At 71.9% G+C, this 19,570-nt stretch carries 17 protein-coding genes; 4 read left to right on the top strand and 13 right to left on the bottom strand.

The window, feature by feature from the left end; translation table 11 throughout:
• The coding region (locus HLB15_RS07295) for an RNA polymerase sigma factor (protein WP_171104643.1) at positions 1-899 on the bottom strand (899 nt) is incomplete at its 3' end.
• A 159-nt stretch (positions 900-1,058) separates the two neighbouring features.
• Here HLB15_RS07295 and HLB15_RS07300 point away from each other — a divergent pair.
• Positions 1,059-1,826 carry a GGDEF domain-containing protein gene (locus tag HLB15_RS07300; protein ID WP_171104644.1) on the top strand — a complete coding sequence of 256 codons (768 nt, stop codon included), beginning with the start codon at positions 1,059-1,061 and terminating at the stop codon, positions 1,824-1,826.
• 118 nt (positions 1,827-1,944) lie between these two features.
• On the opposite strand, the gene HLB15_RS07305 is transcribed toward HLB15_RS07300, so the two are convergent.
• The 5 genes from HLB15_RS07305 to dnaK form a co-directional block, all read right to left on the bottom strand.
• Entirely contained in the window at positions 1,945-2,253 is a 309-nt protein-coding gene (locus tag HLB15_RS07305; RefSeq protein WP_171104645.1) for a DUF1540 domain-containing protein, read from the bottom strand.
• A gap of 152 nt (positions 2,254-2,405) precedes the next feature.
• Positions 2,406-2,858 carry a heat shock protein transcriptional repressor HspR gene (locus HLB15_RS07310; protein WP_171104646.1) on the bottom strand — a complete coding sequence of 151 codons (453 nt, stop codon included), beginning with the start codon at positions 2,856-2,858 and terminating at the stop codon, positions 2,406-2,408.
• Positions 2,859-2,958: 100 nt separating this feature from the next.
• The gene (locus tag HLB15_RS07315) at positions 2,959-3,960 is read right to left on the bottom strand and encodes a DnaJ C-terminal domain-containing protein (RefSeq protein ID WP_171104647.1); all 1,002 of its coding nucleotides are present in this window, start codon (positions 3,958-3,960) and stop codon (positions 2,959-2,961) included.
• Between the two features lie 78 nt (positions 3,961-4,038).
• The gene (gene grpE / locus HLB15_RS07320) at positions 4,039-4,719 is read right to left on the bottom strand and encodes a nucleotide exchange factor GrpE (protein WP_171104648.1); all 681 of its coding nucleotides are present in this window, start codon (positions 4,717-4,719) and stop codon (positions 4,039-4,041) included.
• Entirely contained in the window at positions 4,716-6,581 is a 1,866-nt protein-coding gene (gene dnaK / locus HLB15_RS07325) for a molecular chaperone DnaK (protein WP_171104649.1), read from the bottom strand. Before dnaK ends, grpE begins: the two co-directional genes overlap by 4 nt.
• Before the next feature lie 173 nt (positions 6,582-6,754).
• Between dnaK and HLB15_RS07330 the strand changes: the two genes are divergently transcribed.
• Complete coding sequence (locus tag HLB15_RS07330) at positions 6,755-7,300, top strand: GNAT family N-acetyltransferase (protein WP_171104650.1); 546 nt, start codon at positions 6,755-6,757, stop codon at positions 7,298-7,300.
• 162 nt (positions 7,301-7,462) lie between these two features.
• On the top strand, positions 7,463-7,735 hold the full coding sequence (locus tag HLB15_RS07335) for a hypothetical protein (protein ID WP_171104651.1): 273 nt from the start codon (positions 7,463-7,465) through the stop codon (positions 7,733-7,735).
• Positions 7,736-7,748: 13 nt separating this feature from the next.
• Here the strand turns inward: HLB15_RS07335 and HLB15_RS07340 are convergent, their stop codons facing one another.
• The 7 genes from HLB15_RS07340 to HLB15_RS07370 all read right to left on the bottom strand — a co-directional run bounded on the left by HLB15_RS07340 (position 7,749) and on the right by HLB15_RS07370 (position 18,241).
• On the bottom strand, positions 7,749-8,804 hold the full coding sequence (locus HLB15_RS07340; RefSeq protein ID WP_171104652.1) for a dipeptidase: 1,056 nt from the start codon (positions 8,802-8,804) through the stop codon (positions 7,749-7,751).
• A 95-nt stretch (positions 8,805-8,899) separates the two neighbouring features.
• Positions 8,900-11,950 (bottom strand): S8 family serine peptidase, encoded by a 3,051-nt coding sequence (locus HLB15_RS07345; RefSeq protein ID WP_171104653.1) that lies wholly within the window; start codon positions 11,948-11,950, stop codon positions 8,900-8,902.
• Between the two features lie 129 nt (positions 11,951-12,079).
• On the bottom strand, positions 12,080-12,442 hold the full coding sequence (hslR, locus tag HLB15_RS07350) for an Hsp15 family ribosome-associated heat shock protein (RefSeq protein ID WP_171104654.1): 363 nt from the start codon (positions 12,440-12,442) through the stop codon (positions 12,080-12,082).
• Positions 12,443-12,545: 103 nt separating this feature from the next.
• Positions 12,546-14,957 carry a beta-xylosidase/alpha-l-arabinosidase gene (locus HLB15_RS07355; protein WP_171104655.1) on the bottom strand — a complete coding sequence of 804 codons (2,412 nt, stop codon included), beginning with the start codon at positions 14,955-14,957 and terminating at the stop codon, positions 12,546-12,548.
• An 88-nt stretch (positions 14,958-15,045) separates the two neighbouring features.
• Positions 15,046-15,921 (bottom strand): carbohydrate ABC transporter permease, encoded by an 876-nt coding sequence (locus HLB15_RS07360; RefSeq protein ID WP_171104656.1) that lies wholly within the window; start codon positions 15,919-15,921, stop codon positions 15,046-15,048.
• The gene (locus tag HLB15_RS07365) at positions 15,921-16,943 is read right to left on the bottom strand and encodes a carbohydrate ABC transporter permease (protein ID WP_171104657.1); all 1,023 of its coding nucleotides are present in this window, start codon (positions 16,941-16,943) and stop codon (positions 15,921-15,923) included. The genes HLB15_RS07360 and HLB15_RS07365 overlap by 1 nt, the downstream gene beginning before the upstream one ends.
• An 8-nt stretch (positions 16,944-16,951) precedes the next feature.
• Positions 16,952-18,241, bottom strand: coding sequence for an extracellular solute-binding protein (locus HLB15_RS07370; protein ID WP_171104658.1), 1,290 nt, complete (start codon positions 18,239-18,241; stop codon positions 16,952-16,954).
• A gap of 182 nt (positions 18,242-18,423) precedes the next feature.
• Here HLB15_RS07370 and HLB15_RS07375 point away from each other — a divergent pair, with 182 nt between their 5' ends.
• A complete protein-coding gene (locus HLB15_RS07375; protein WP_373291072.1) occupies positions 18,424-19,524 on the top strand; it encodes a LacI family DNA-binding transcriptional regulator in 1,101 nt (366 codons plus the stop codon).
• Positions 19,525-19,570: the final 46 nt, after the last annotated feature.

Genomic DNA, 19,570 nt, shown 5'->3' on the forward strand with positions numbered 1-19,570 from the left:
CCGGCCGTGCTCACGGCCCCGACGGTGCTCGCGGTCGCGGCGGGCGTGCCGACAGCGGCACCGGCGCCGGCCTTCGCCGCCACGGCGAGGCCGCCGATCGGCGCGCCCGCGCCGACCAGCACGAGCCCGCCCGCGCCGAGCACGAGTGGGGCGATGACGGTCTTCATGCCGTGCGCGACGTCGTGCAGCTCGAGCACGAGCGCGCTGCAGGTGCCGCAGGTGGACAGGTGCTCGGTGATCTTCGCCGTCTCGCGCTTGGACAGGCTCTCGCGCACGTAGCCGCCCAGCAGCGGGTTGACGCTGCGACACGTGTCGGACGGCGCGTGGGTCAGGTGCTGCTGGAGGTACCCGGCGCGCAGCGCCTCCTTGGCGCGGTAGAGCAGCGCGGAGACGCCGTTCGGGCTGAGGCCCAGCACGGGTGCCACCTGGGCGGGCTTGAGGTCGTCGACCAGCACGTACCAGAGCACCTCGCGCCAGCGCTCGGGCAGGTCGAAGTAGGCCCGCGAGACGACGCTGCGCTCGAACCCGGCCAGGGCCGGGTCCTCCTCGGACGCGACGCGGCCGAGCACCGACTCGATCTCGTCGTCCGTCGAGGGACGGTTGCGGGCGGCGCCCCGGGAGACGTCGAAGGCCCGGTGCCGCACCACGGTGTACAGGTAGGGACGGAACCCGGCGTCGGGCCCGGCGCCCCGGCGGAGCATCTCGAACAGCTTGCTGAAGGCGTCGGCGACGACGTCCTCGGCGTCGGAGGGGGAGACGTACTGGCGCGCGAGCGCGCGCGCCGCGGCCGCGTGGCGCTCGTAGAGCACGCCGAAGGCCTCGCGGTTACCCGACCTGACCTGCAGGATCAGTTCCGCGTCGCTCGGGGTCTCCCCTGTGCTGCTCTCCGCTTGCTTCACGTCTACCCAGACTCTCGGCCGGTGTCCTGCCAAGACTATAGAGGGTGAGGCGGATTCCTAGGGGTTGAAAAATGCGATTCGCCCGCCTTCCGGGGGTGAAGTGGGGTACTCGGCACCAGAAGGTGCGTCATGATGTATCCCCGTGAGGGTCCCTTCATCATGAGCGAGTCGCAGCAGGAGGCGCAGGTGCGAGTACACGACCTGCGCGAGCGGTGGCGCGCTACCAGTCTGGCCTCGGTCTGGATCAGGCCGAACGACTGGGACCACCCCGCCGCGGAGGCGCTGGCCGAGGCGCTGGCCGAGGGCCGGGACGTGATCGCGCCCGCGGAGCGCCTCGGGGCAGCGCGTGCGATGGTCGGCGCCGGGATCACCGAGGCCCTGGACGACGTCGCGTGCCTGTACGCCGCGTTCGGCCGCCCGACCGACGTCGGCGCGCTGCGGGCCGCCGCCATCGGCTGGGTCGGCGAGCGCGAGCGGGTGCCGTACCAGATCGCCACGCGCGACCCGTCGACAGGGCTCGCGACCGGCGAGTACCTGGGCGAGCGGCTGCGCGAGACCTACGGGGCGGCCCAGCGGACGGGCGCGCCGGCGAGCAGCACGCACTGCCTGCTCGTGCTCGACGTGGGTCTCGACAACCTCGACACGTGGCAACGGCTCGCGCGCTCGGCCGCGATCGGGCGCACGCTGCACCAGGTGTTCGGCGAGGGGCACCCGATGGCCGCCGTCGGCGACGGGACGTTCGTCGTGCTGTGCGAGCGCGGACCCGCGACCGCCGAGCTGGGCCAGTCGCTCCGCCGGGTCGTGGAGCGCAACGCCGAGGTGCTCGGCCTCACCACGGAGGTGCGGCGGCCCACGCGGGTCTGGGTGGAACAGCTGCCCGGCACGCACGACGACGCACTCCTCCTGCTGGACCACCTGGCCCGCTGAGGCCGCCGGGGCGCGCAGGCCCCCGAAGAAGACCGCACGGCCCCCGGAACACACCCCCCTGAACGCACGCAGAGCGCCTGCTCACCGGCGAGCAGGCGCTCTGTCGCGTCCGGGGGGCTCAGCGCTCCTGGAACGTGAGGCAGTCGGCGTGGCCCGGGTCCTCGGGTCCGGCGCCGACGCGGATCGACGGCGCGGCGCACTCGAGCTGGTCGTTGTGCACGCACTCCCCGCGCTGGCAGGCGCCCACGTGGGCGATCACCTTCTCCAGGCCGCCCTTGGTGCTCAGCGGGATGAACGTGGCGCACGACGCGTCACCCGCCGTACCCGCGATGGTGACGGCACCCGCGTGGCAACCGTGGTCGTGGTTGTAGCCGCAGCCCTCGATCGAGCACTCGGCCACCTCCGGCATCTCCATGAGCGCGCTCATGTGCTTCCTCCTCGTGTCCCGACGCTGACCTGTCGAATACATCGATCGTATTCCAGGAAGGGCCACCGTGAAGGATCTGGAAAAAGCAAGGAATGCCTTACCTGTCGCGGCGCGCGGTGCAGACCATTCGGAAAGAATTGCCTTTCCGAAATCTATTCCTCACGCCGCGGGGGCGGGCGCCACAGCACGAGCGCGCCGCCGCCGACCGAGCGGTGCTCGAGGTCCACCCGCACCGAGGAGCTGCGCACGCGCTGCCCGCGCTGCACGACGACGACGTCGCCCGCCGACGGGCCGGCGGCGAACACCCTGCCCTCCTCCTGCACGCGAAGGATCAGGTCGCGGAGCCGGTCCTCGAGCACGGAGACGTGCTCCTCGAGGTCGAGGATGCGCTTGATCCCCGCGAGGTTGATGCCCTCGACCTGCGCGAGCCGCTGCACCTGCAGCAGCCGGGCCACGTCACGCCGGGAGTACCGCCGCCCCCTGCCACGGGTCCGGCGCGGGACCACGAGACCGAGCCGGTCGTACTGCCGCAACGTCTGCGGGTGCATCCCGGCGAGCTCCGCGGCCTTGGACACGGTGAGCACCGGGGCGTCGTCGTCGATCATGTGCCCTCCCGTCTCCTCGCGTGCCCGTCGTCCGGGCAGATCAACCGAGTACGTTAACCGACCACGGCGCGGCAGGGCACCCGCCCCGCCGCGCCGCTCGTCATTCCGCGGCGCGCTCGGCCAGGCCCGCGCGCACGTCCTCGCCGTCGCTCTCGGCGGCGAACGCCTCGAGCGCCTGCCTGGCCTTCCGGCTCAGCTTCTGCGGCACCGCCACCTGGACGGTGACGAGCAGGTCGCCGGACGCCCCGGACGCCTGCACGCCCCGCCCCTTGAGGCGGAGCACACGGCCCGACGGGGTCCCGGCCGGCACCTTGAGCCGGACGGTCGAGCCGTCCAGGGTCGGCACCTCGAGCGTCGTGCCGAGGGCGGCCTCCGCGAAGGTGACGGGGACCGTCATCCGCAGGTCGCGCCCGTCCAGGCTCCACACGGGGTGCGGTGCGACGTGCACGGTGACCACCAGGTCGCCCGCCGGCCCGCCGTTCGTACCCGGCCGGCCCTTGCCGCGGAGCCGGATCTTCTTGCCGTCGTTGATGCCCGCGGGGATCCGCGCGTGGAGGGTGCGCCCGTCGACCTGGAGGTCGGCCGTCGTGCCCTCGACCGCCGCACGGAACGGCAGCGTCACCTGCGCCGTGAGGTCGGCGCCCTGGCTCGGCGCCGTGAACCCGGTGGGGCCGTAGCCCTGCCTGGCGCCGCCGCCGAACATCGAGCCGAGGATGTCCTCGAAGCCCGCGCCCGAGGCGCCGCCGCCCTGCGAGTAGCGGACGCGGGGTCCGCCCCGGGCGCCGCCGCCACCGAACATGGCGCTCATGATGTCCTCGAAGCCGCCCGCTCCGGCGCCGCCCGGACCCGCGGAGAAGCGGGCGCCGCCGGCCATGGCGCGCACGGCGTCGTACTGCCGGCGCTGCTCAGGGTCGGACAGGACCGCGTAGGCCTCGCCGATCTCCTTGAACTTGGACTCCGCGTCCGCCTTCCCCTTGTTCTGGTCGGGGTGGTACTGGCGGGCGAGCTTGCGGTAGGCCTTCTTCACCGTCGCGTCGTCGGCGTCCTTCGGCACGCCCAGCACGGCATAGAAGTCCTTCTCCATCCAGTCCTGACCGGTCATGGCACCTCCTTTCCGCACCGTGGCCCCGACGGCCGGGCCCACCCCTCGCGGGGGTGGGCCCGACCACCGGGTACCGGGCTACTCCGGTCCGACGACGCCGACGCGCGCCGCCCGGACCACCTTGTCGCCGATCTTGTAGCCGGGCTCGACCACAAGGTTGACAGTCGTGGCCGTCGCGTCCGCCTCGGTCGAGTGCATGAGCGCCTCGTGCACGGTGGGGTCGAACTCCTCCCCCACGGTGCCGAACCGCTCGACGCCGAACTTCTGCAGGCTCTGGTCGATCTTCTCCGCGATCGCGGCCATGGGCCCGCTCAGCTCGCCGTGCTGCTTGGCGCGCTCGATGTCGTCGAGCACCGGCAGCAGCGCGACCAGCACGTCCTGCACGCCCCGCTCCCGCGCGGCCTCCTGGTCGCGCAGGGCACGGTTGCGGTAGTTCGTGAAGCTCGCGCGCTCCCGCTGCAGGGCGTCCAGGTGCTCGGCGGCCTCGGCCTTGGCCTTGAGCACCTCGGACGCCTCCGCCGCGTCGCCGGAGGGCTCGAAGTCGAGCCCGGCGAGCGGGTCGCCCGCCCCGGGGGCGGGCTCGCCCGCGCCCTCGTCCGACGACGCCGGCTCCTCGGCCGGCTGCTCGGCGGCGGACGCCGCCTCGGCGGCCCGCGCCTCGTCGCCGGACATGCTCACCTTGCGCTTGTCCGTGAACTGGAAGGGGTGCTCGGCCGAGCCCTCGGGCTCGGGGGCGCCCTGCTGGTTCTCGTCCGTCACTTGCGCTCGTCCTCGTCGTCGACGATCTCGGCGTCCACGACGTCCTCCTCGGGGGCGGACTGGGCGTTCGCCGTCTGGGGACCACCCTCGGCGCCCTGCGCCGCGGGCTGCTGGGCCGAGTACAGCGCCTCGCCGATCTTCTGCGACGACGCGCCGAGCTTCTCGTAGGCCGACTTCACGGCGGCCGCGTCGTCGCCCTCGAGGGCGGACTTCACGGCGGCGATGTCCGCCTCGACCTCGGTGACGACCTCGGCCGGGAGCTTGTCGCGGTTGTCCGCGATCTGCTTCTCCATCGAGTACGCGAAGGCCTCCGCCTGGTTGCGGGTGTCGGCCTCCTCGCGGCGCCGCTTGTCCTCCTCGGCGTGCGCCTCGGCGTCCTTGACCATGCGGTCGATGTCCTCCTTCGGGAGGGCCGAGCCGCCCGTGATCTTCATCGACTGCTCCATGCCCGTGCCGCGGTCCTTGGCGGACACGTGCACGATGCCGTTCGCGTCGATGTCGAACGTGACCTCGATCTGCGGCACGCCGCGCGGCGCGGGCGCGATGCCGGTCAGCTCGAAGACGCCCAGCGGCTTGTTGTCCCGGGTGAACTCGCGCTCGCCCTGGAAGACCTGGATCGCCACCGACGGCTGGTTGTCGTCCGCCGTCGAGAAGACCTCGCTGCGCTTGGTCGGGATGGCCGTGTTGCGCTCGATGAGCTTCGTCATCACGCCACCCTTGGTCTCGATGCCGAGGGACAGCGGCGTGACGTCGATGAGCAGCACGTCCTTGCGGTCACCCGAGATGACACCGGCCTGCAGGGCGGCGCCGACGGCGACGACCTCGTCCGGGTTCACGCCCTTGTTGGGCTCGCGACCACCGGTCAGCTCCTTGACGACGTCGGTCACGGCGGGCATGCGGGTGGAGCCACCGACGAGCACGACGTGGTCGATGTCCGACACCGAGATGCCCGCGTCACGGATGACGGCGTGGAACGGCGCCTTCGTGCGGTCGATGAGGTCCTGCGTCATCTGCTGGAACTGGGCGCGGGTGAGCTTCTCGTCCAGGTGGATCGGACCGTTCTCGCTCATCGACAGGTACTGCATCGAGATGTTGGTGCTCGTCGCGGACGAGAGCTCCTTCTTCGCCTGCTCGGCGGCCTCACGGAGGCGCTGCAGCGCGATCTTGTCCTTGGACAGGTCGACGCCCGAGGAGTTCTTCACCTGCTTGATGAGGTGCTCGACGATCCGCTGGTCCCAGTCGTCGCCACCGAGGCGGTTGTCACCCGAGGTGGCGCGCACCTGGATGGTCGAGAAGTCGTCCTCGTCCTTGCCCACCTCGAGCAGGGAGACGTCGAACGTACCGCCACCGAGGTCGAAGACGAGGATGAGCTCGTCCTCCTTGCCCTTGTCCAGGCCGTACGCGAGCGCGGCGGCGGTGGGCTCGTTGACGATGCGCTGCACGTTGAGGCCGGCGATCTGCCCGGCGTCCTTGGTCGCCTGGCGCTCGGCGTCGTTGAAGTACGCCGGGACGGTGATCACCGCGTCGGTGACCGGCTCGCCCAGGTACTCCTCCGCGTCGCGCTTGAGCTTGCCCAGGATGCGGGCGGAGATCTCCTGCGGCGTGTAGTTCTTGTCGTCGATGCCGACGGTCCACTCGGTGCCCATGTGGCGCTTGACCGAGGAGATGGTGCGGTCGACGTTCGTGACCGCCTGACGCTTGGCGACCTCGCCCACCAGGACCTCGCCGGTCTTGGAGAACGCGACCACCGACGGGGTGGTCCGCGAGCCCTCCGCGTTGGCGATGACGGTGGGCTCGCCACCTTCGAGGACGGACACCACGGAGTTCGTGGTTCCGAGGTCGATTCCTACTGCGCGTGCCATGTTGCCTGCTTTCCTCGACTGCGGGAGAGGTTCAGATTGAGCCTTCTGCACTCAACTTTAGGTCGGCCCTCCGGACGAGGCAAGCTCGTGGCGCCAAAGTTGAGTCCATCTCACTCAACCCCGGCGGCGGCTGAAAAGTTCCCGGGCGCGGCGGAGGTCACTATCGTGGCCGCATGCCCTTCGAGACCCGGCTGGCCGACGACGTCACGCTCCGCGAGCTCGCCAAGGACGACGCGGTCGCCGTCGCCCACGCCTACGCGCGCAACCGCGAGCACCTGGAGCCGTGGGACCCGGCCCGGCCGGAGGAGTTCTTCACCGAGCAGTGGCACAAGGACCGCCTGTGGGTGCAGGTGCTGGCCAACACGAACGGCTCGGCGCTGCACACCGTGCTGGAGTCGGCCGACGGCGAGGTCGTCGGGCGGCTCAACCTCACCGACATCGTGCGTGGCGCGTTCGAGAACGGGCACGTCGGCTACTGGATCGACGCGCGCTACACCGGCAGGGGGCTCATGACCGCCGCGCTGCTGGCACTGGCCGACCACGCGCGCGACGAGCTCGGCCTGCACCGCCTGCAGGCCGCGACGCTGCCGCACAACGTGGCCTCGCAGGCGGTGCTGGGCCGGGCCGGCTTCGAGAAGATCGGGTACGCGCCGAGCTACCTCAAGATCGCCGGGTCGTGGCAGGACCACGTCGTCTTCCAGCGGATCCTGCACGACTGAGCCCCGCCCGCCACCGCCGTCGACAGGCGAGACGGGCCGACCTGCGGTACACAGAGGTGCACGACCGAGGCCGCGGGGGCGGGGCGTCGGAGGAGTACCCCGCGGGCGAGCCCGCGGGTGGCTGATGCCCGGCGACCCGGGCCCCGACCGGGGGAGACCACCATGGCAAGCATCCACGGAAGCTCGTTGGCGATAGCGCTCCTGACAGCCCTGCTCGACCCCGAGGAGGACGGACTGCGGTCACCGCACGTCCAGGACCTGCTCCAGGAGGCCCTCGAGACGCGCGAGGACGCCCGTGACGTGATCGTCGCGCTGCTCGCGTCGTCGGGGTCGATGCTCCGGCAGATCAGTCACCACAACGACCAGGAGCCCCTGGAGTCCCTCCAGCGGGTGGCCCTGGGCTTCCAGCGCAAGGTGGTGCAGCTGCCCGGCTGAGCCCCGCGCTCGCTCAGCGCTCCGCGACGCCCTCGGCGTCGTGCAGCACCCGCAGCACGTTCCCGCTGGTCAGCTTCGCGAGGTCGGCGTCGGACCAGCCGTTGTCGGCGAGCGCGGCGAGCAGGCGGGGGTAGCCCGTCACGTCCTCGAGCCCCTCCGGCAGCGTCGGCGTGCCGTCGTAGTCGCCGCCGAGACCCACGTGGTCGATGCCGGCGACCTCGCGGACGTGCTCGACGTGCGCGACGACGTCGGCGAGGGTCGCGCGCGGCGGGGGCGCGTCGGTGTCCCCGGCGTCCCGCCACGCGGCGACGGCGGGCGAGACGAACTGCGGCACGAAGGTCACCATGCAGACGCCGCCGTTGGTCGCGAGGCCGCCCAGTACGTCGTCGGGCACGTTGCGCGGCACGTCGCAGACGGCGCGGGCGCTGGAGTGGCTGAAGATCACGGGCGCCGCGGTGACGCGCAGCGCGTGCCGCATGGTGCCGGCGGAGGTGTGCGAGAGATCGACGACCATGCCGATCCGGTTCATCTCGCGCACCACGTCCTCGCCGAGGTCGGAGAGCCCGCCCAGCACCTCGGCGTCGGTCGCGGAGTCGGCCCACGGCACGTTGTCGTTGTGCGTGAGCGTCATGTAGCGCACGCCGAGCGCGTGGAGCATGCGCAGCACCGCGAGCGAACCGTCGATGGAGTGGCCGCCCTCGGCACCCAGCAGGGAGGCGATCCGGCCGTCGCGCCACGCCTGCTCGACGTCGGCGGCGGTGCGCGCGAGGCGGAGCGTGTCCGGGTACCGCTCGACGAGACGGTGCACGCAGTCCACCTGCTCGAGCGTCGCGGTGACCGCGGCGCCGCCCTGGAGCGTCGAGGGGACGTACACGGACCAGAACTGGGCGCCCACGCCGCCCTCGCGCAGCCGGGGCAGGTCCGTCTGGGTGGTCGTGAGCCGCTGCGCGACGTCGAGCGCGTCGAGGTCGTAGGCGACCTGCTCGCGCAGCTCCCAGGGCAGGTCGTTGTGCCCGTCCCAGACGGGGTGCTTCTCGAGGAGCGCGGCGACGCGGTCTGCGGTGGTCATGCGGGCGACGCTACCGCGCCGTGGGACGGGCCAGGCCCGCGGGTCCGCCGTCGGCGGTCCCGCGGGCCTGGTCGTCGCGGTGGGACAGGAGGGCGTCAGCCCACCCGCTGCCAGACGCAGTTGGCCGTCTCGAAGCCCTTGGCGGTGGACGGCAGGGTGACCGTCCGGGCGTCGGTGACGGAGCCGCTCGTCACGAGGTTCTTCCCGTCCGGGCTGCCCGTGAACTCCTTGATGACGGCGTAGTAGCAGGGGCCGTTCTCCGGCTTGGTGGGGCCGTTCGTCATGTAGACGCCCCGCTGGAGCTGGTCACCCAGCACGTACACCCCGTTGGCGGCCGTGCGCAGCGCCGGCGCCTTCATGCCGCCGAAGAACTTGGTCCAGCGGCCGCAGTCGAGCGAGAAGAAGTAGTAGTCGCCCGACTTCACCGAGGCGACCCGCTGGCCCGAGCCGATGTCGAAGCCCAGCACGTCGTCCTCCGAGCCCCGCTCCCAGATGCAGGTCCGGGAGCCGGCGGAGGCGACGTACGTGCCCGCGGGCACGCCACCCTTGCCGCCGACGAGGTAGCCGTCGTCGGCCGGGATGGTCGTGACCGGCTTGGCGACGGCGGCGGTCGGGCCGCCGGTCCGCACGGCGGTCGCGTACCCGTACTTGCGGGCGGTGACGACCACGGAGATCTTCTTGCCGAGCTGGGGACCCTTGACCGAGTACGTCGAGCTCGTCGCGCCCGAGATCGGGACGCTGTCCGCGAACCACTGGTAGGTGAACGCGGGCTTCGGCGACCAGGTGCCGACCTTGGCCGTCAGCTTCGAGCCCACGCGGGCGGTCCCGGTGATCTTCGGCGACGGCGACGACGAGAACTTCTTCGCCACCGTGGAGTGCGCGGAGGTGACCGACTTCGTCGAGATGCCGGGGCGCTTGCCCGTCACCGTGACGGTGAGCTTGCGGCCGTCGTACGACGTCGGGATCTTGAACGTCGCCCCCGTCGCGCCCGAGATCTTCTTGCCGTCGACCTTCCACTGGTACGTCGTCGTCGTGCGCGCCGGCGTGGCCGGCGGGGCGACCACGCGCACGGTGGCGCCCGGGGAGGACATGCCCGTGATGCGCGGAGCCGGCATCGAGAACGTGCCGTAGGCGACGGTGACCGGCGCGCTGGTCCGGCTCTCGCTGACGTAGCCCTGACGCGTGCCGGTGATGGTCACCGTCAGCGGCTTGCCGCGGTGGACGCTCGTGGGCACGAAGGTGAAGCCGGTCGCGCCGGAGATCGGCGCGCCGTTCGAGAACCACTGGTAGGTGAACCGCGTGCCGGACGTCCAGGTGCCCGACTTGGCGTACAGGGTGGTGCCGACCTTGGCCGTGGGGCTGATGGTCGGGTTCGCCGCCGTCATGACGCCCGGCGCGACCTCGGCCGTCTCGGCGCTGGTCCGCGCCGTCGGCGTGCGGCCGGACGCGGTGCCCACCACGGTGACGGAGATCGTGGCGCCCGCGTCCGCGCCGCGGGGGCGGTAGGTCTGGCCCGTGGCGCCGGAGATCATCTCGCCGTCCTTGCGCCACTGGTAGGTGAACGACGCGGCGGGCGTCCACGCCGGCACCGAGGCCGTGAGCGTCACGCCGACCTTGGCCTCGTCACCGGTGACGGTGGGCTCGGGCGCCGCGTCGAACGCCTGCTCCTGCGCGAGCTCCCAGGCAGCCAGCACGTCGAGCCTGCCCTCGCCCCAGACGTTGTTGTCGTCGGTCGTGCCGCCGCAGCTGGTGTCGCGCACGTCCACGGCGGACTCGTCGAGCAGGGCGCGCGTCCGCGCCACGTCGCCCACGAGCTCCGGGACGGCCTCCCAGAGGAGCGCGACGGCGCCGGCCACGTGCGGCGCGGCCATGGACGTCCCGGACCACTGCTCGTACCCGCCGCCCGGGACGGCGGACCGCACGGTCCCGCCCGGCGCGGCGATGTCCGGCTTCACGGTGCCGCTCTGACCCGGGCCGCGCGAGGACCACGGGGCGATGGCGCCCGACGGCGTGTACGCGCCGACCGAGTAGGACAGCGCACGCGAGCCCGGGCTGCCGGACGAGTCGCAGCCGAACTCGCCCTCGTTGCCGTTCGCCCACGTGCTGAAGATGCCCGCCGCCTCCCAGGCGGCGATGACGTCCTCCATGAAGGGGTCGGTCGAGAACGACAGGCCCCACGAGTTGTTGACGACGTGCGGGCGCATCGCCGGGTCCGCCCCGGTGCCGTCGAGACGCGTCGGCGCCAGGAGCCACTGGCCGGACGCGATGAGGGTGGCGTCGGCGCAGTCCTCGGCGCAGCCGTTGGCGGCGATCCACTCGGCGCCCGGCGCGACACCGATGTTCATCGCACCGTCGTCCGTGCCGACCATCGTGCCCATCGTGTGGGTCCCGTGGCCGTCCGCGTCGTACGGGCTCGAGGTGCCGCCGAGGGCGTCGAACCAGTTGTAGCCGCCACCCGTGGTGCGGCCGCGGTACTGGGCCGCGAGCGCGGGGTGGAAGCGGTCGACGCCGGAGTCGAGCCCCGCGACGACGATGCCCTCGCCCGTGAAGCCCGCCGCCCACATGTCGTCGGCGTTGATCGACGTGATGCCGTACGTCGAGCTCCCCGCGGCCGCGGCGGTGGCTGCCTCGTCCGTCGAGACGGGCTCGTCGACGACGTGGCGGGTCGTCGGGCGGACCTCGAGGACCTGCACGTCCGCCGCGAGCTCGAGCGCGTCGTCCAGCGAGCCGTCCTCGACGAGGATCGCGTTCGTGGCCCAGAAGGACGTGTACGCGGCACCGGACTCCTCGAGGGCCGCGATCGCCTTCTCCTGGGAGGCCTTCGCGGTCTCCTGCAGCGTCCTGACGACGTGCTCGCCCCGCTCGGACCAGGCGGTGATGCCCTCGGCCGCGGCGAGGTCCGGCTCGCCGGCGAACCGGAGCCAGAAGTCCGTCTCGCCCTCGGCCCGGAAGGCCTTGGTGGCGGCGGCGGTGATCTTGTCCTGGGGGTCGCGGACGGCGGGGACGCGCTGGGTGGTCGCGCCGTCGGACGACGGTGTCCCGTCCGCCGGGTCCGGCGCGGCGACAGCGGCGGCCGGTACGGCGAGGAGCGCGAAGGTCGTGGCAGCGGCCAGCCCTCTGGTGAGACGTCGGGTGCGTGGATGCATGGGTACTCCCGGCTGGGGCGCCCGGGTCCCGGGCGCTCAGGACCTGCATGAGGCAGGAGATATGCCGGAAACGTAGCGCTCCGAACCTGCGGGTTCGCACGAAAATCCGAGAAATCACCCGGCGGGTTCTCAGGACCTCCTGCCGCCGCGCAGCCGGTCGATCTCGCGGCGCTCCCGCTTGGTGGGCCGCCCGGCGCCCCGCTCGCGCAGGCCCACGGCCTCGCGCTCGACGCGTGTGGGCAGGGGCGGGCTGTGGTCGAGGTAGGCCGTGGCGGCCACCGGGGCACCGACGCGCTTGGGCAGCAGCTCCACGACCTCGACCACCCGGTCCCGCAGGGGGTCGCGCCACGTCACGCGGTCGCCCACGGCTACCGACGCGGCGGGCTTGGCGACCTTGCCGTTGATCCGTACGCGGCCGCTGCGGCACAGCTCCGCGGCGACCGACCTGCTCTTGGCCAGCCGCACGGCCCACAACCAGACGTCGATCCGCACCCGTCCATCCTGCCGCACATCCTGTCCCCTGCGGCACGGGCCGCGCGCACGAGGACGCCCCGGGGGCCGCGGCGCGCGCGGCCCCCGGGGCGGAGGGGGACGATCAGGACACGCGCACCCAGCGCTCGTCCGCCGTCGTGACCTCGTGCGGCTCGCCCGTGATCGTCACGACCCGGCGGGGGGCCGGCTCGACCGGTGCCGCGTCGTCGGGCGAGTCGTTGGGCTCGTCCAGGTCGGCGATGCCCTCCGCGACCACCTTGACAACGCTGTCGGCCGCATGCGCACCGACCCAGACCTCGACGTCACCGGGTTCGACGACGCGGACCATCCGGCGGTCCGAGAACGCGAACCGCGTGGTCGGCACCTCGAACGTGACCGTCGTGGTCTCGCCGGGCCGCAGCGCGACCCGGTGGTACCCGAGGAGCTGCGCGACCGGCCGTGCGACCGAGGCCACCACGTCGTGCCCGTAGAGCTGCACGACGTCGGAGCCCGCCACGGCGCCCGTGTTCGTCACCGCGACGACGGCGCGGAAGCTGCCGCCCGCCTCGACCGACGGGTCGACCGACACGAGCTCGCGCTGGAACGTCGTGTAGGACAGGCCGAACCCGAAGGACCGCACCGGCGTGGAGTCCGTCGACGTCACCTCGGACCGGCCGCCCAGGATCGGGTGCAGGTACGAGTACGGCTGCGCGCCCGACGAGCGCGGCAGCGACACGGGCAGGCGCCCGGACGGGTTCACGCGGCCGGAGAGGACGCCGGCAAGGGCCGTGCCGCCCTCCTCGCCCGGGAAGAACGCCTGGAGCACGGCGCCGGGGGTGTTCTCGCCGTCCAGGGCCCAGTCGATCGCGTACGGGCGCCCGGTGATCAGCACCATGACGACGGGCTTGCCCGCGGCCAGCACGGCCTCGACCAGCTCGCGCTGCACGCCCGGCAGGTCCAGCGACTCGCTGTCGTTGCCCTCGCCGACCGTGCCGCGGCCGAACAGGCCCGCCTGGTCACCGACCACGACGACCGCGACGTCCGCGGCCTGCGCCGCCGCGACGGCCTCGGCGAACCCGGAGGTGTCGTCGCCCTCGACGTCGCAGCCCTGTGCGAACGTCAGCTCGGGCGTCGGCAGGCCCGCCCGCTCGAACTCGCCGGCCAGCGCCTCCGCGACGGACGGGATCTCGAAGCCCGCGGGCACGCCGGGGTGGTGCGCCAGCACGTGGTTGGCGAACGAGTAGCAGCCCATGAGCGCCTCGGGCCGGTCCGCGTTGGGGCCGATGACGGCGACGCGCGCGGGCTTGTCCTGCCACCCGCCGAGCGGGAGCACGCCGTCGTTGGACAGCAGCACCACGGACTCCTCGGCCAGGCGCCGCGCGACGTCGCGGTGCGCGGCCGAGTCGAGGTCCACCGTGGCCGGCGGCTCGTCCTCGTACGCGCCCGGCTCCAGGAGGCCCAGGTCCTCCTTCTGCCGCAGGGCGCGCAGCACCGCCCGGTCGACGACCTCGACCGGCACCACGCCGTCCTTGACCAGCGCGGCGAGCGGCTCGAGGTACGCGTCGCCGGAGGGCAGCTCGATGTCGACACCCGCCTCGAGGGCCGCGGCGGCAGCGGCGCCCCTGTCGGCCGCGATGCCGTGCATGACGTCGAGGAAGGCGACGCCGAAGTAGTCGGCGACCACGACGCCGTCGAAGCCCCAGCGCTCGCGCAGCACGCCCGTGAGGTACTCGGCCGACGAGTGCATCGGCACGCCGTCGACGTCGTTGTACGAGGCCATGACGGACCGGACGCCGCCGTCGACCACGGCCATCTCGAACGGCGGGAGGTAGACGTCGGCGATCTCGCGCGGGCCGGCGCTCACCGGCGCGTGGTTGCGCCCCGCCCGGGAGCCGGAGTACGCGACGAAGTGCTTGAGCGTCGCGTGCACACCGGCGCTCTGCATGCCGCGCACGTAGGACGTGCCGACCGTGCCGACGAGGTACGGGTCCTCGGCGATGCACTCGTCGACGCGGCCCCACCGCGGGTCGCGCACGACGTCGAGCACCGGGGCCAGGCCCTGGTGCACGCCGAGCTCGCGCATCGAGTCACCGATGAGGCGGCCCATCTCCGCGACCAGCTCGGGGTCGAACGACGCGCCCCACGCGAGCGGCGTCGGGAAGGTGGCCGCCTTCCACGCCGCCAGGCCGGTCAGGACCTCCTCGTGCACCAGCGCCGGGATGCCCAGCCGGGTCTCGCGCTTGATCCGGCGCTGCTCGGCCCAGAGCCACTCGGCCCGCTCGACCGGGTCCACCGGCCGCGTGCCGTACACGCGGGTGTAGTGGCCCAGGCCGTTCCGCGTGATCTCCGGCAGGGTCGTGGAGGCCGCGTCGCCGGCCATCTCGCCCTGCATCGGGGCCACGACGTTGCCGCCCTGGTCCAGCCAGTACCCGACGAGCTGAGCGAGCTTCTCCTCGAGGGTCATCCGGGCGTGCAGCTCGCGCACGCGCTCCGACACCTCGGGCACGGCCCGAAGCGCCACTGGCAGCTCCGTCATCGAAATCCTTCCTACCTGCAGGGGACGGCCGCGAGTGCAGCCTTGCGTGGAGGAGGCGGCGCGGTCGGCGACCGCGCCGCCTCGTGGGTCAGCCCTTGACGGCCCCGGTGAGGCCGCCGACGATGCGCCGCTCGAACAGCGAGAAGAAGATGAGCGCCGGGATCATCGACAGCGACGTGAACGCCAGCACCCGTGCCGTGTCGACCGAGTACTGGGAGGAGAACGCCTGCACGCCGAGCGGCAGCGTGTACGACATCTCGTCGTTCAGGATGAACAGCGGGAGCATGTACGAGTTCCACGACGCGACGAACGCCAGGATGCCGACCGTGATGACGCCGGGGAGCGACAGCGGGACCACCATCCGGAAGAAGAAGCCCAGGCGGCCCGACCCGTCGATCGCGGCGGCCTCCTCGATCTCCTTCGGGATGGCCCGCAGGAACGGCACCAGGATGATGATCGTCGTCGGCAGGGCGAACGCGATCTGCGGCAGGACGATGCCGCCGATCGTGTTCATGAGCCCGAGGTCGCGGATCAGGATGTAGAGCGGGGTGATCGCCACCGTCATCGGGAACATGAGGCCCGCGGCGAACAGCGAGTACATGGCCCCGTTGAGCTTGAAGTCGTACCGCGCCAGCACGAAGCTCACCATGAGCCCGAGCGCCACCACGCCCAAGGTGGTCAGCACGCCGGCCACCGCGGAGTTGCCGACCTGCCGCCAGAAGATCGGGCTGGCGAGCACCTCGAGGTAGTTGTCCACCACCCAGGGCCCGGGCAGGCCGGACGGGTCCGCGGTGATCTGCGCGTTGGTGCGGAACCCGCCCAGGATGATGTAGAGCACCGGCCCGATGCAGATGCCGACGAAGAGGAAGGCGATGACGTACGTCATCGGGCTGCCCCAGGCCACCTTCCGGGTGGGGCGAAGTGTCTGCTTGCCCGCGGTCGGGGTCTCGAGGAGCGCCGTCATCACTTCTTCCTTTCCGTGAGCGCGCCCTCGGTGTCCCGGCGCAGCACGTACCGCTGGTAGACCAGCGCGATGACGAGGGAGATCACGAACAGGACCACGGCGACGGCGTTGCCGTAGCCGTAGTTCCCGGCCAGCCGCCCGTTGAGCACCATGTAGGTCGCCATCGTGGACGTGCCTGCGGTCGCGGACACGTACTGGCCCCAGATGATGTAGACGAGGTCGAACAGCTGCAGGGAGCCGATGATCGACAGGAACGCCCAGATCCGGATCGTGGGGCCGAGCAGCGGCAGCGTGATCGTCCGCTGGATCTGCCAGTAGGAGGCGCCGTCGATCGCCGCGGCCTCGGAGAGCTCCTCCGGGATGCTCTGCAGGCCCGCGAGGAAGAGGATCACGGCGAAGCCGATGTACTTCCAGCTGATGATGATCATCAGCGACCACAGCGCGATCCTCGGGTCGGACAACCAGTCGACGGCGAGCGCCTCGAGCCCGATCTTGGTGAGGAGGTCGTTGACGGCACCGGCGCTCTGGAGCATGAGGCTCCAGCCGGTACCCACGATGACCTCGGAGATCACGTAGGGCACGAAGATGAGCACGCGGATGACCGACCGTCCGCGGATCTTCTGGTTCAGCAGGAGCGCGAGCGCGACGGCCGCGGGCCCCTGCAGGAGCAGGGACAGCACGACGATGTACCCGTTGTGCAGCAGCGCGTCGTGGAACGCGGTGTCCCGGAAGATCGTCAGGTAGTTGTCGAACCCGACGAATTCGGTCGGCGGCCCGAAGCCCTTCCACTTGAAGAACCCGTAGTAGGCCGCCATCACGACGGGGAAGATGACGAACATCAGGAACACGACGACGGCGGGTGCCGAGAGCACGATGATCTCGAGCGCCTTGCCCCAGTCGGTCCGCTTGCCCCGTCGCGGCCCGGGGGCCGGGGACGGCGTCTGCACGCCGCCCCCGGCCACCACGGGTCCCTCAGGCGAGGCGGTCCGGGTCGCTGTGTTCTCGCCCAGGGAGTGAGTCATGTGCCTGGTTACTCCATTGCGGCCGCGGCGTTGACCGCGTCGACGATGCTCTGCGGGTCGCCGTCGCCCGCCAGCATCTCGACGACGCCGGCGTTGAGGGCGTTGCCCACGTTCTGGCCGTAGAGGGTGTCCAGCCAGACGGACACGTACGGGGCCTCGTTGTACGCCTCGAGCACGGACTTCAGCGCCGGGTCGGTCACGACACCCTGCGCCTCCTTGCTCGCGGGCAGGGTCACGAAGGCCTCGGCGTAGGCCTCCTGGTGCTCCTTCTGCATGAAGAAGTTCAGGAAGTCGGCGCACTCCGGCGGGGCCTCGACGAAGCAGGAGTACCCGTCGACGCCGCCCATGAACGCGGCCGGGTCGCCCTCACCGCTGCCGGTGTCGGGGAACGGGAACCAGCCCAGGTCGGGCAGCGGCTTCTCGTCGGGGGTCAGACCGGCGATGACGCCCGGGTCCCACGCGCCCATGAGCTCCATGGCGGCCTTGTGGTTGGCGATGAGACCGGCCGACGAGCCGGCGCCCTGCTGGGCGGTCGCGGTGAGGAAGCCCTTCTGGAAGGGCTCGGTCTCAGCGAAGGCCTGCAGGTTCTCGCCCGCGGTGAGCCAGCACTCGTCGTCGAAGCTGCGCGACGCGGCGGCCGCGTCCAGCGTCTCCTGCGAGCACGCGCGGAGCGCGAAGAAGTAGTACCAGTGCGCGGCGGGCCAGGCGTCCTTGCCGCCCAGGGCGACCGGCGAGATGTCGGCGTCCTTGAGGGCCGAGACCGCGTCGTTCAGCTCGTCGATCGTGGTGGGCGTCTCGGTGATGCCCGCCTCCTCGAAGAGGTCCTGGCTGTAGAAGAGGCCGCCCGGCAGGACCGCGGTCGGCATGCCGTAGACCTTGCCGTCGATCGTGAAGGCGTCGAAGCCCGCGCCGACGTTCTCCTTGGTGGCCTCGTCGATCGTGTCGGTGAGGTCCATGATCTGACCGGCCTCGACGACGTCGGCCAGCTTGCCGCCGCCGCGCGCCATGAAGATGTCCGGTGCGTCGCCCGAGTTGAGGGCGGTCTGGAGCTTGCCGTCCATGTCCTCGTTCTGGATGGACTGCACCTCGATCGTCACACCGGGGTTGGCCTCCTCGAAGGCCGCGACAGTGGCTTCCCAGTACGCCTTGCCGGGGCCGGTGGTGGAGTTGTGCCAGAAGGTCATCGTGACGTCGCCGTCACCCGACCCTCCGTCGCCACCACCTGAACAGCCCGCCGCCAGCAGGGCAACGGTGGCACCCAGGGCGAAGATGCCCGTGGCCCGCGTCTTCCTCATCATTGTGGAACCCCTTGTAGGTCGTCATCGACGGTTGGCAGGAGCCTGCCCGTTGACGGACCGTGAGTCCGTCACACCAGTGAGAGTGGCAGTTGGGTCACGGTTGAGTCAAACGGTTTCGATATCGATTTCGAAACAGAATGGCGCGAGCCCCGCATCCGGTTGCCCGGGGTACTCTCATGTCCGTGCACAGTGGGACGAGCGCCTCCGGGCCCGGCGTGGAGCCGGGCGACGACGTAGCGGGCGGTCCGGGAGGCTCGGACCATCCCGCGGCCCCGGCGGTCGGTCGCGCCACCATCACCGACGTGGCGCGGGTCGCCGGCGTGTCCGTCGCCACGGTGTCCAAGGTGGTCAACGGCCGGTACGGCGTCGCGGCGGCGACGGCGGAGCGCGTGCTCGGCGTCGTCGAGGAGCTCGGGTACGAGTCCTCACTCGTCGCCCGCAGCCTGCGCCGCCGGCAGACCAACGTCATCGGCGTGCTCGTGGCCGAGTTCGAGCCGTTCAGCACCGAGCTGCTCAAGGGCATCTCGGCGGCGATCAACGGCACCGGCTACGAGCTGCTCGCCTACTGCGGCGACGCGGGCCGCACCGACCACGTGGGCTGGGAGCGCCGCTCGCTGTCCCGCCTGGCGGGCACGCTCATCGACGGCGTCGTCATCGTCACGCCCACCCTCGCCCTCCCCGAGCACGACGGCGTGCCCGTCGTCGCCATCGACCCGCACACCGGGCCGACCGGGCCCGCGACGGTCGACTCCGACAACCTCGGTGGTGCGCGGATGGCCACGGAGCACCTCATCGGCCTCGGCCACACACGCATCGGCTACCTGGGCGGGCGTGCCGACCTGGAGTCCGCGCGGCTGCGCGAGCTCGGCTTCCGCGAGGCGATGGAGGCGGCCGGGCTCACGCCCGACCCGGACCTCGTGCTCGAGGGTGGGTACCGCCCCGACCGCTCCGACCGCCCCACGCACGACCTGCTCGAGCGCCCCGACCGGCCCACCGCCGTGTTCGCGGCGAACGACCTCTCGGCGATCCACGTGATCCAGGTGGCCCAGGAGCTGGGCCTGCGCGTGCCCGAGGACCTGTCCGTCATCGGCTTCGACGACGTCCCCGAGGCGGCCGCCTCGACGCCGCCGCTGACCACGATCGCGCAGTCGCTGCACGAGATGGGCGCCGAGGCGCTGCGCATGGTCATCTCGATGCTCGAGTCCGACGCCACGCAGCCGCGGCACACGCGCCTGCCCACCCGCCTCGTCGAGCGCGCGAGCACGGCCCCGCCCGCGGCGTAGCCACCCGCGAAAAACCCTCGCCGCGCACGGGCGTGCGGTGCACCCT

Origin of the sequence: Promicromonospora citrea, assembly GCF_013004695.1 — a bacterium.
In the GTDB taxonomy this organism is placed as follows: domain Bacteria; phylum Actinomycetota; class Actinomycetes; order Actinomycetales; family Cellulomonadaceae; genus Promicromonospora; species Promicromonospora citrea.

Excerpts from the sequence above, each read along its gene's own strand:
- HLB15_RS07300 (WP_171104644.1), top strand. The coding sequence starts at position 1,059 with ATGAGCGAGTCGCAGCAGGAGGCGCAGGTGCGAGTACACGACCTGCGC.
- HLB15_RS07360 (WP_171104656.1), bottom strand. The coding sequence starts at position 15,921 with ATGACGGCGCTCCTCGAGACCCCGACCGCGGGCAAGCAGACACTTCGC.
- HLB15_RS07305 (WP_171104645.1), bottom strand. The coding sequence starts at position 2,253 with ATGAGCGCGCTCATGGAGATGCCGGAGGTGGCCGAGTGCTCGATCGAG.
- HLB15_RS07330 (WP_171104650.1), top strand. The coding sequence starts at position 6,755 with ATGCCCTTCGAGACCCGGCTGGCCGACGACGTCACGCTCCGCGAGCTC.
- HLB15_RS07355 (WP_171104655.1), bottom strand. The coding sequence starts at position 14,957 with ATGACGGAGCTGCCAGTGGCGCTTCGGGCCGTGCCCGAGGTGTCGGAG.
- HLB15_RS07315 (WP_171104647.1), bottom strand. The coding sequence starts at position 3,960 with ATGACCGGTCAGGACTGGATGGAGAAGGACTTCTATGCCGTGCTGGGC.
- HLB15_RS07310 (WP_171104646.1), bottom strand. The coding sequence starts at position 2,858 with ATGATCGACGACGACGCCCCGGTGCTCACCGTGTCCAAGGCCGCGGAG.
- HLB15_RS07345 (WP_171104653.1), bottom strand. The coding sequence starts at position 11,950 with ATGCATCCACGCACCCGACGTCTCACCAGAGGGCTGGCCGCTGCCACG.
- HLB15_RS07370 (WP_171104658.1), bottom strand. The coding sequence starts at position 18,241 with ATGATGAGGAAGACGCGGGCCACGGGCATCTTCGCCCTGGGTGCCACC.
- HLB15_RS07335 (WP_171104651.1), top strand. The coding sequence starts at position 7,463 with ATGGCAAGCATCCACGGAAGCTCGTTGGCGATAGCGCTCCTGACAGCC.
- dnaK (WP_171104649.1), bottom strand. The coding sequence starts at position 6,581 with ATGGCACGCGCAGTAGGAATCGACCTCGGAACCACGAACTCCGTGGTG.
- HLB15_RS07340 (WP_171104652.1), bottom strand. The coding sequence starts at position 8,804 with ATGACCACCGCAGACCGCGTCGCCGCGCTCCTCGAGAAGCACCCCGTC.
- HLB15_RS07365 (WP_171104657.1), bottom strand. The coding sequence starts at position 16,943 with ATGACTCACTCCCTGGGCGAGAACACAGCGACCCGGACCGCCTCGCCT.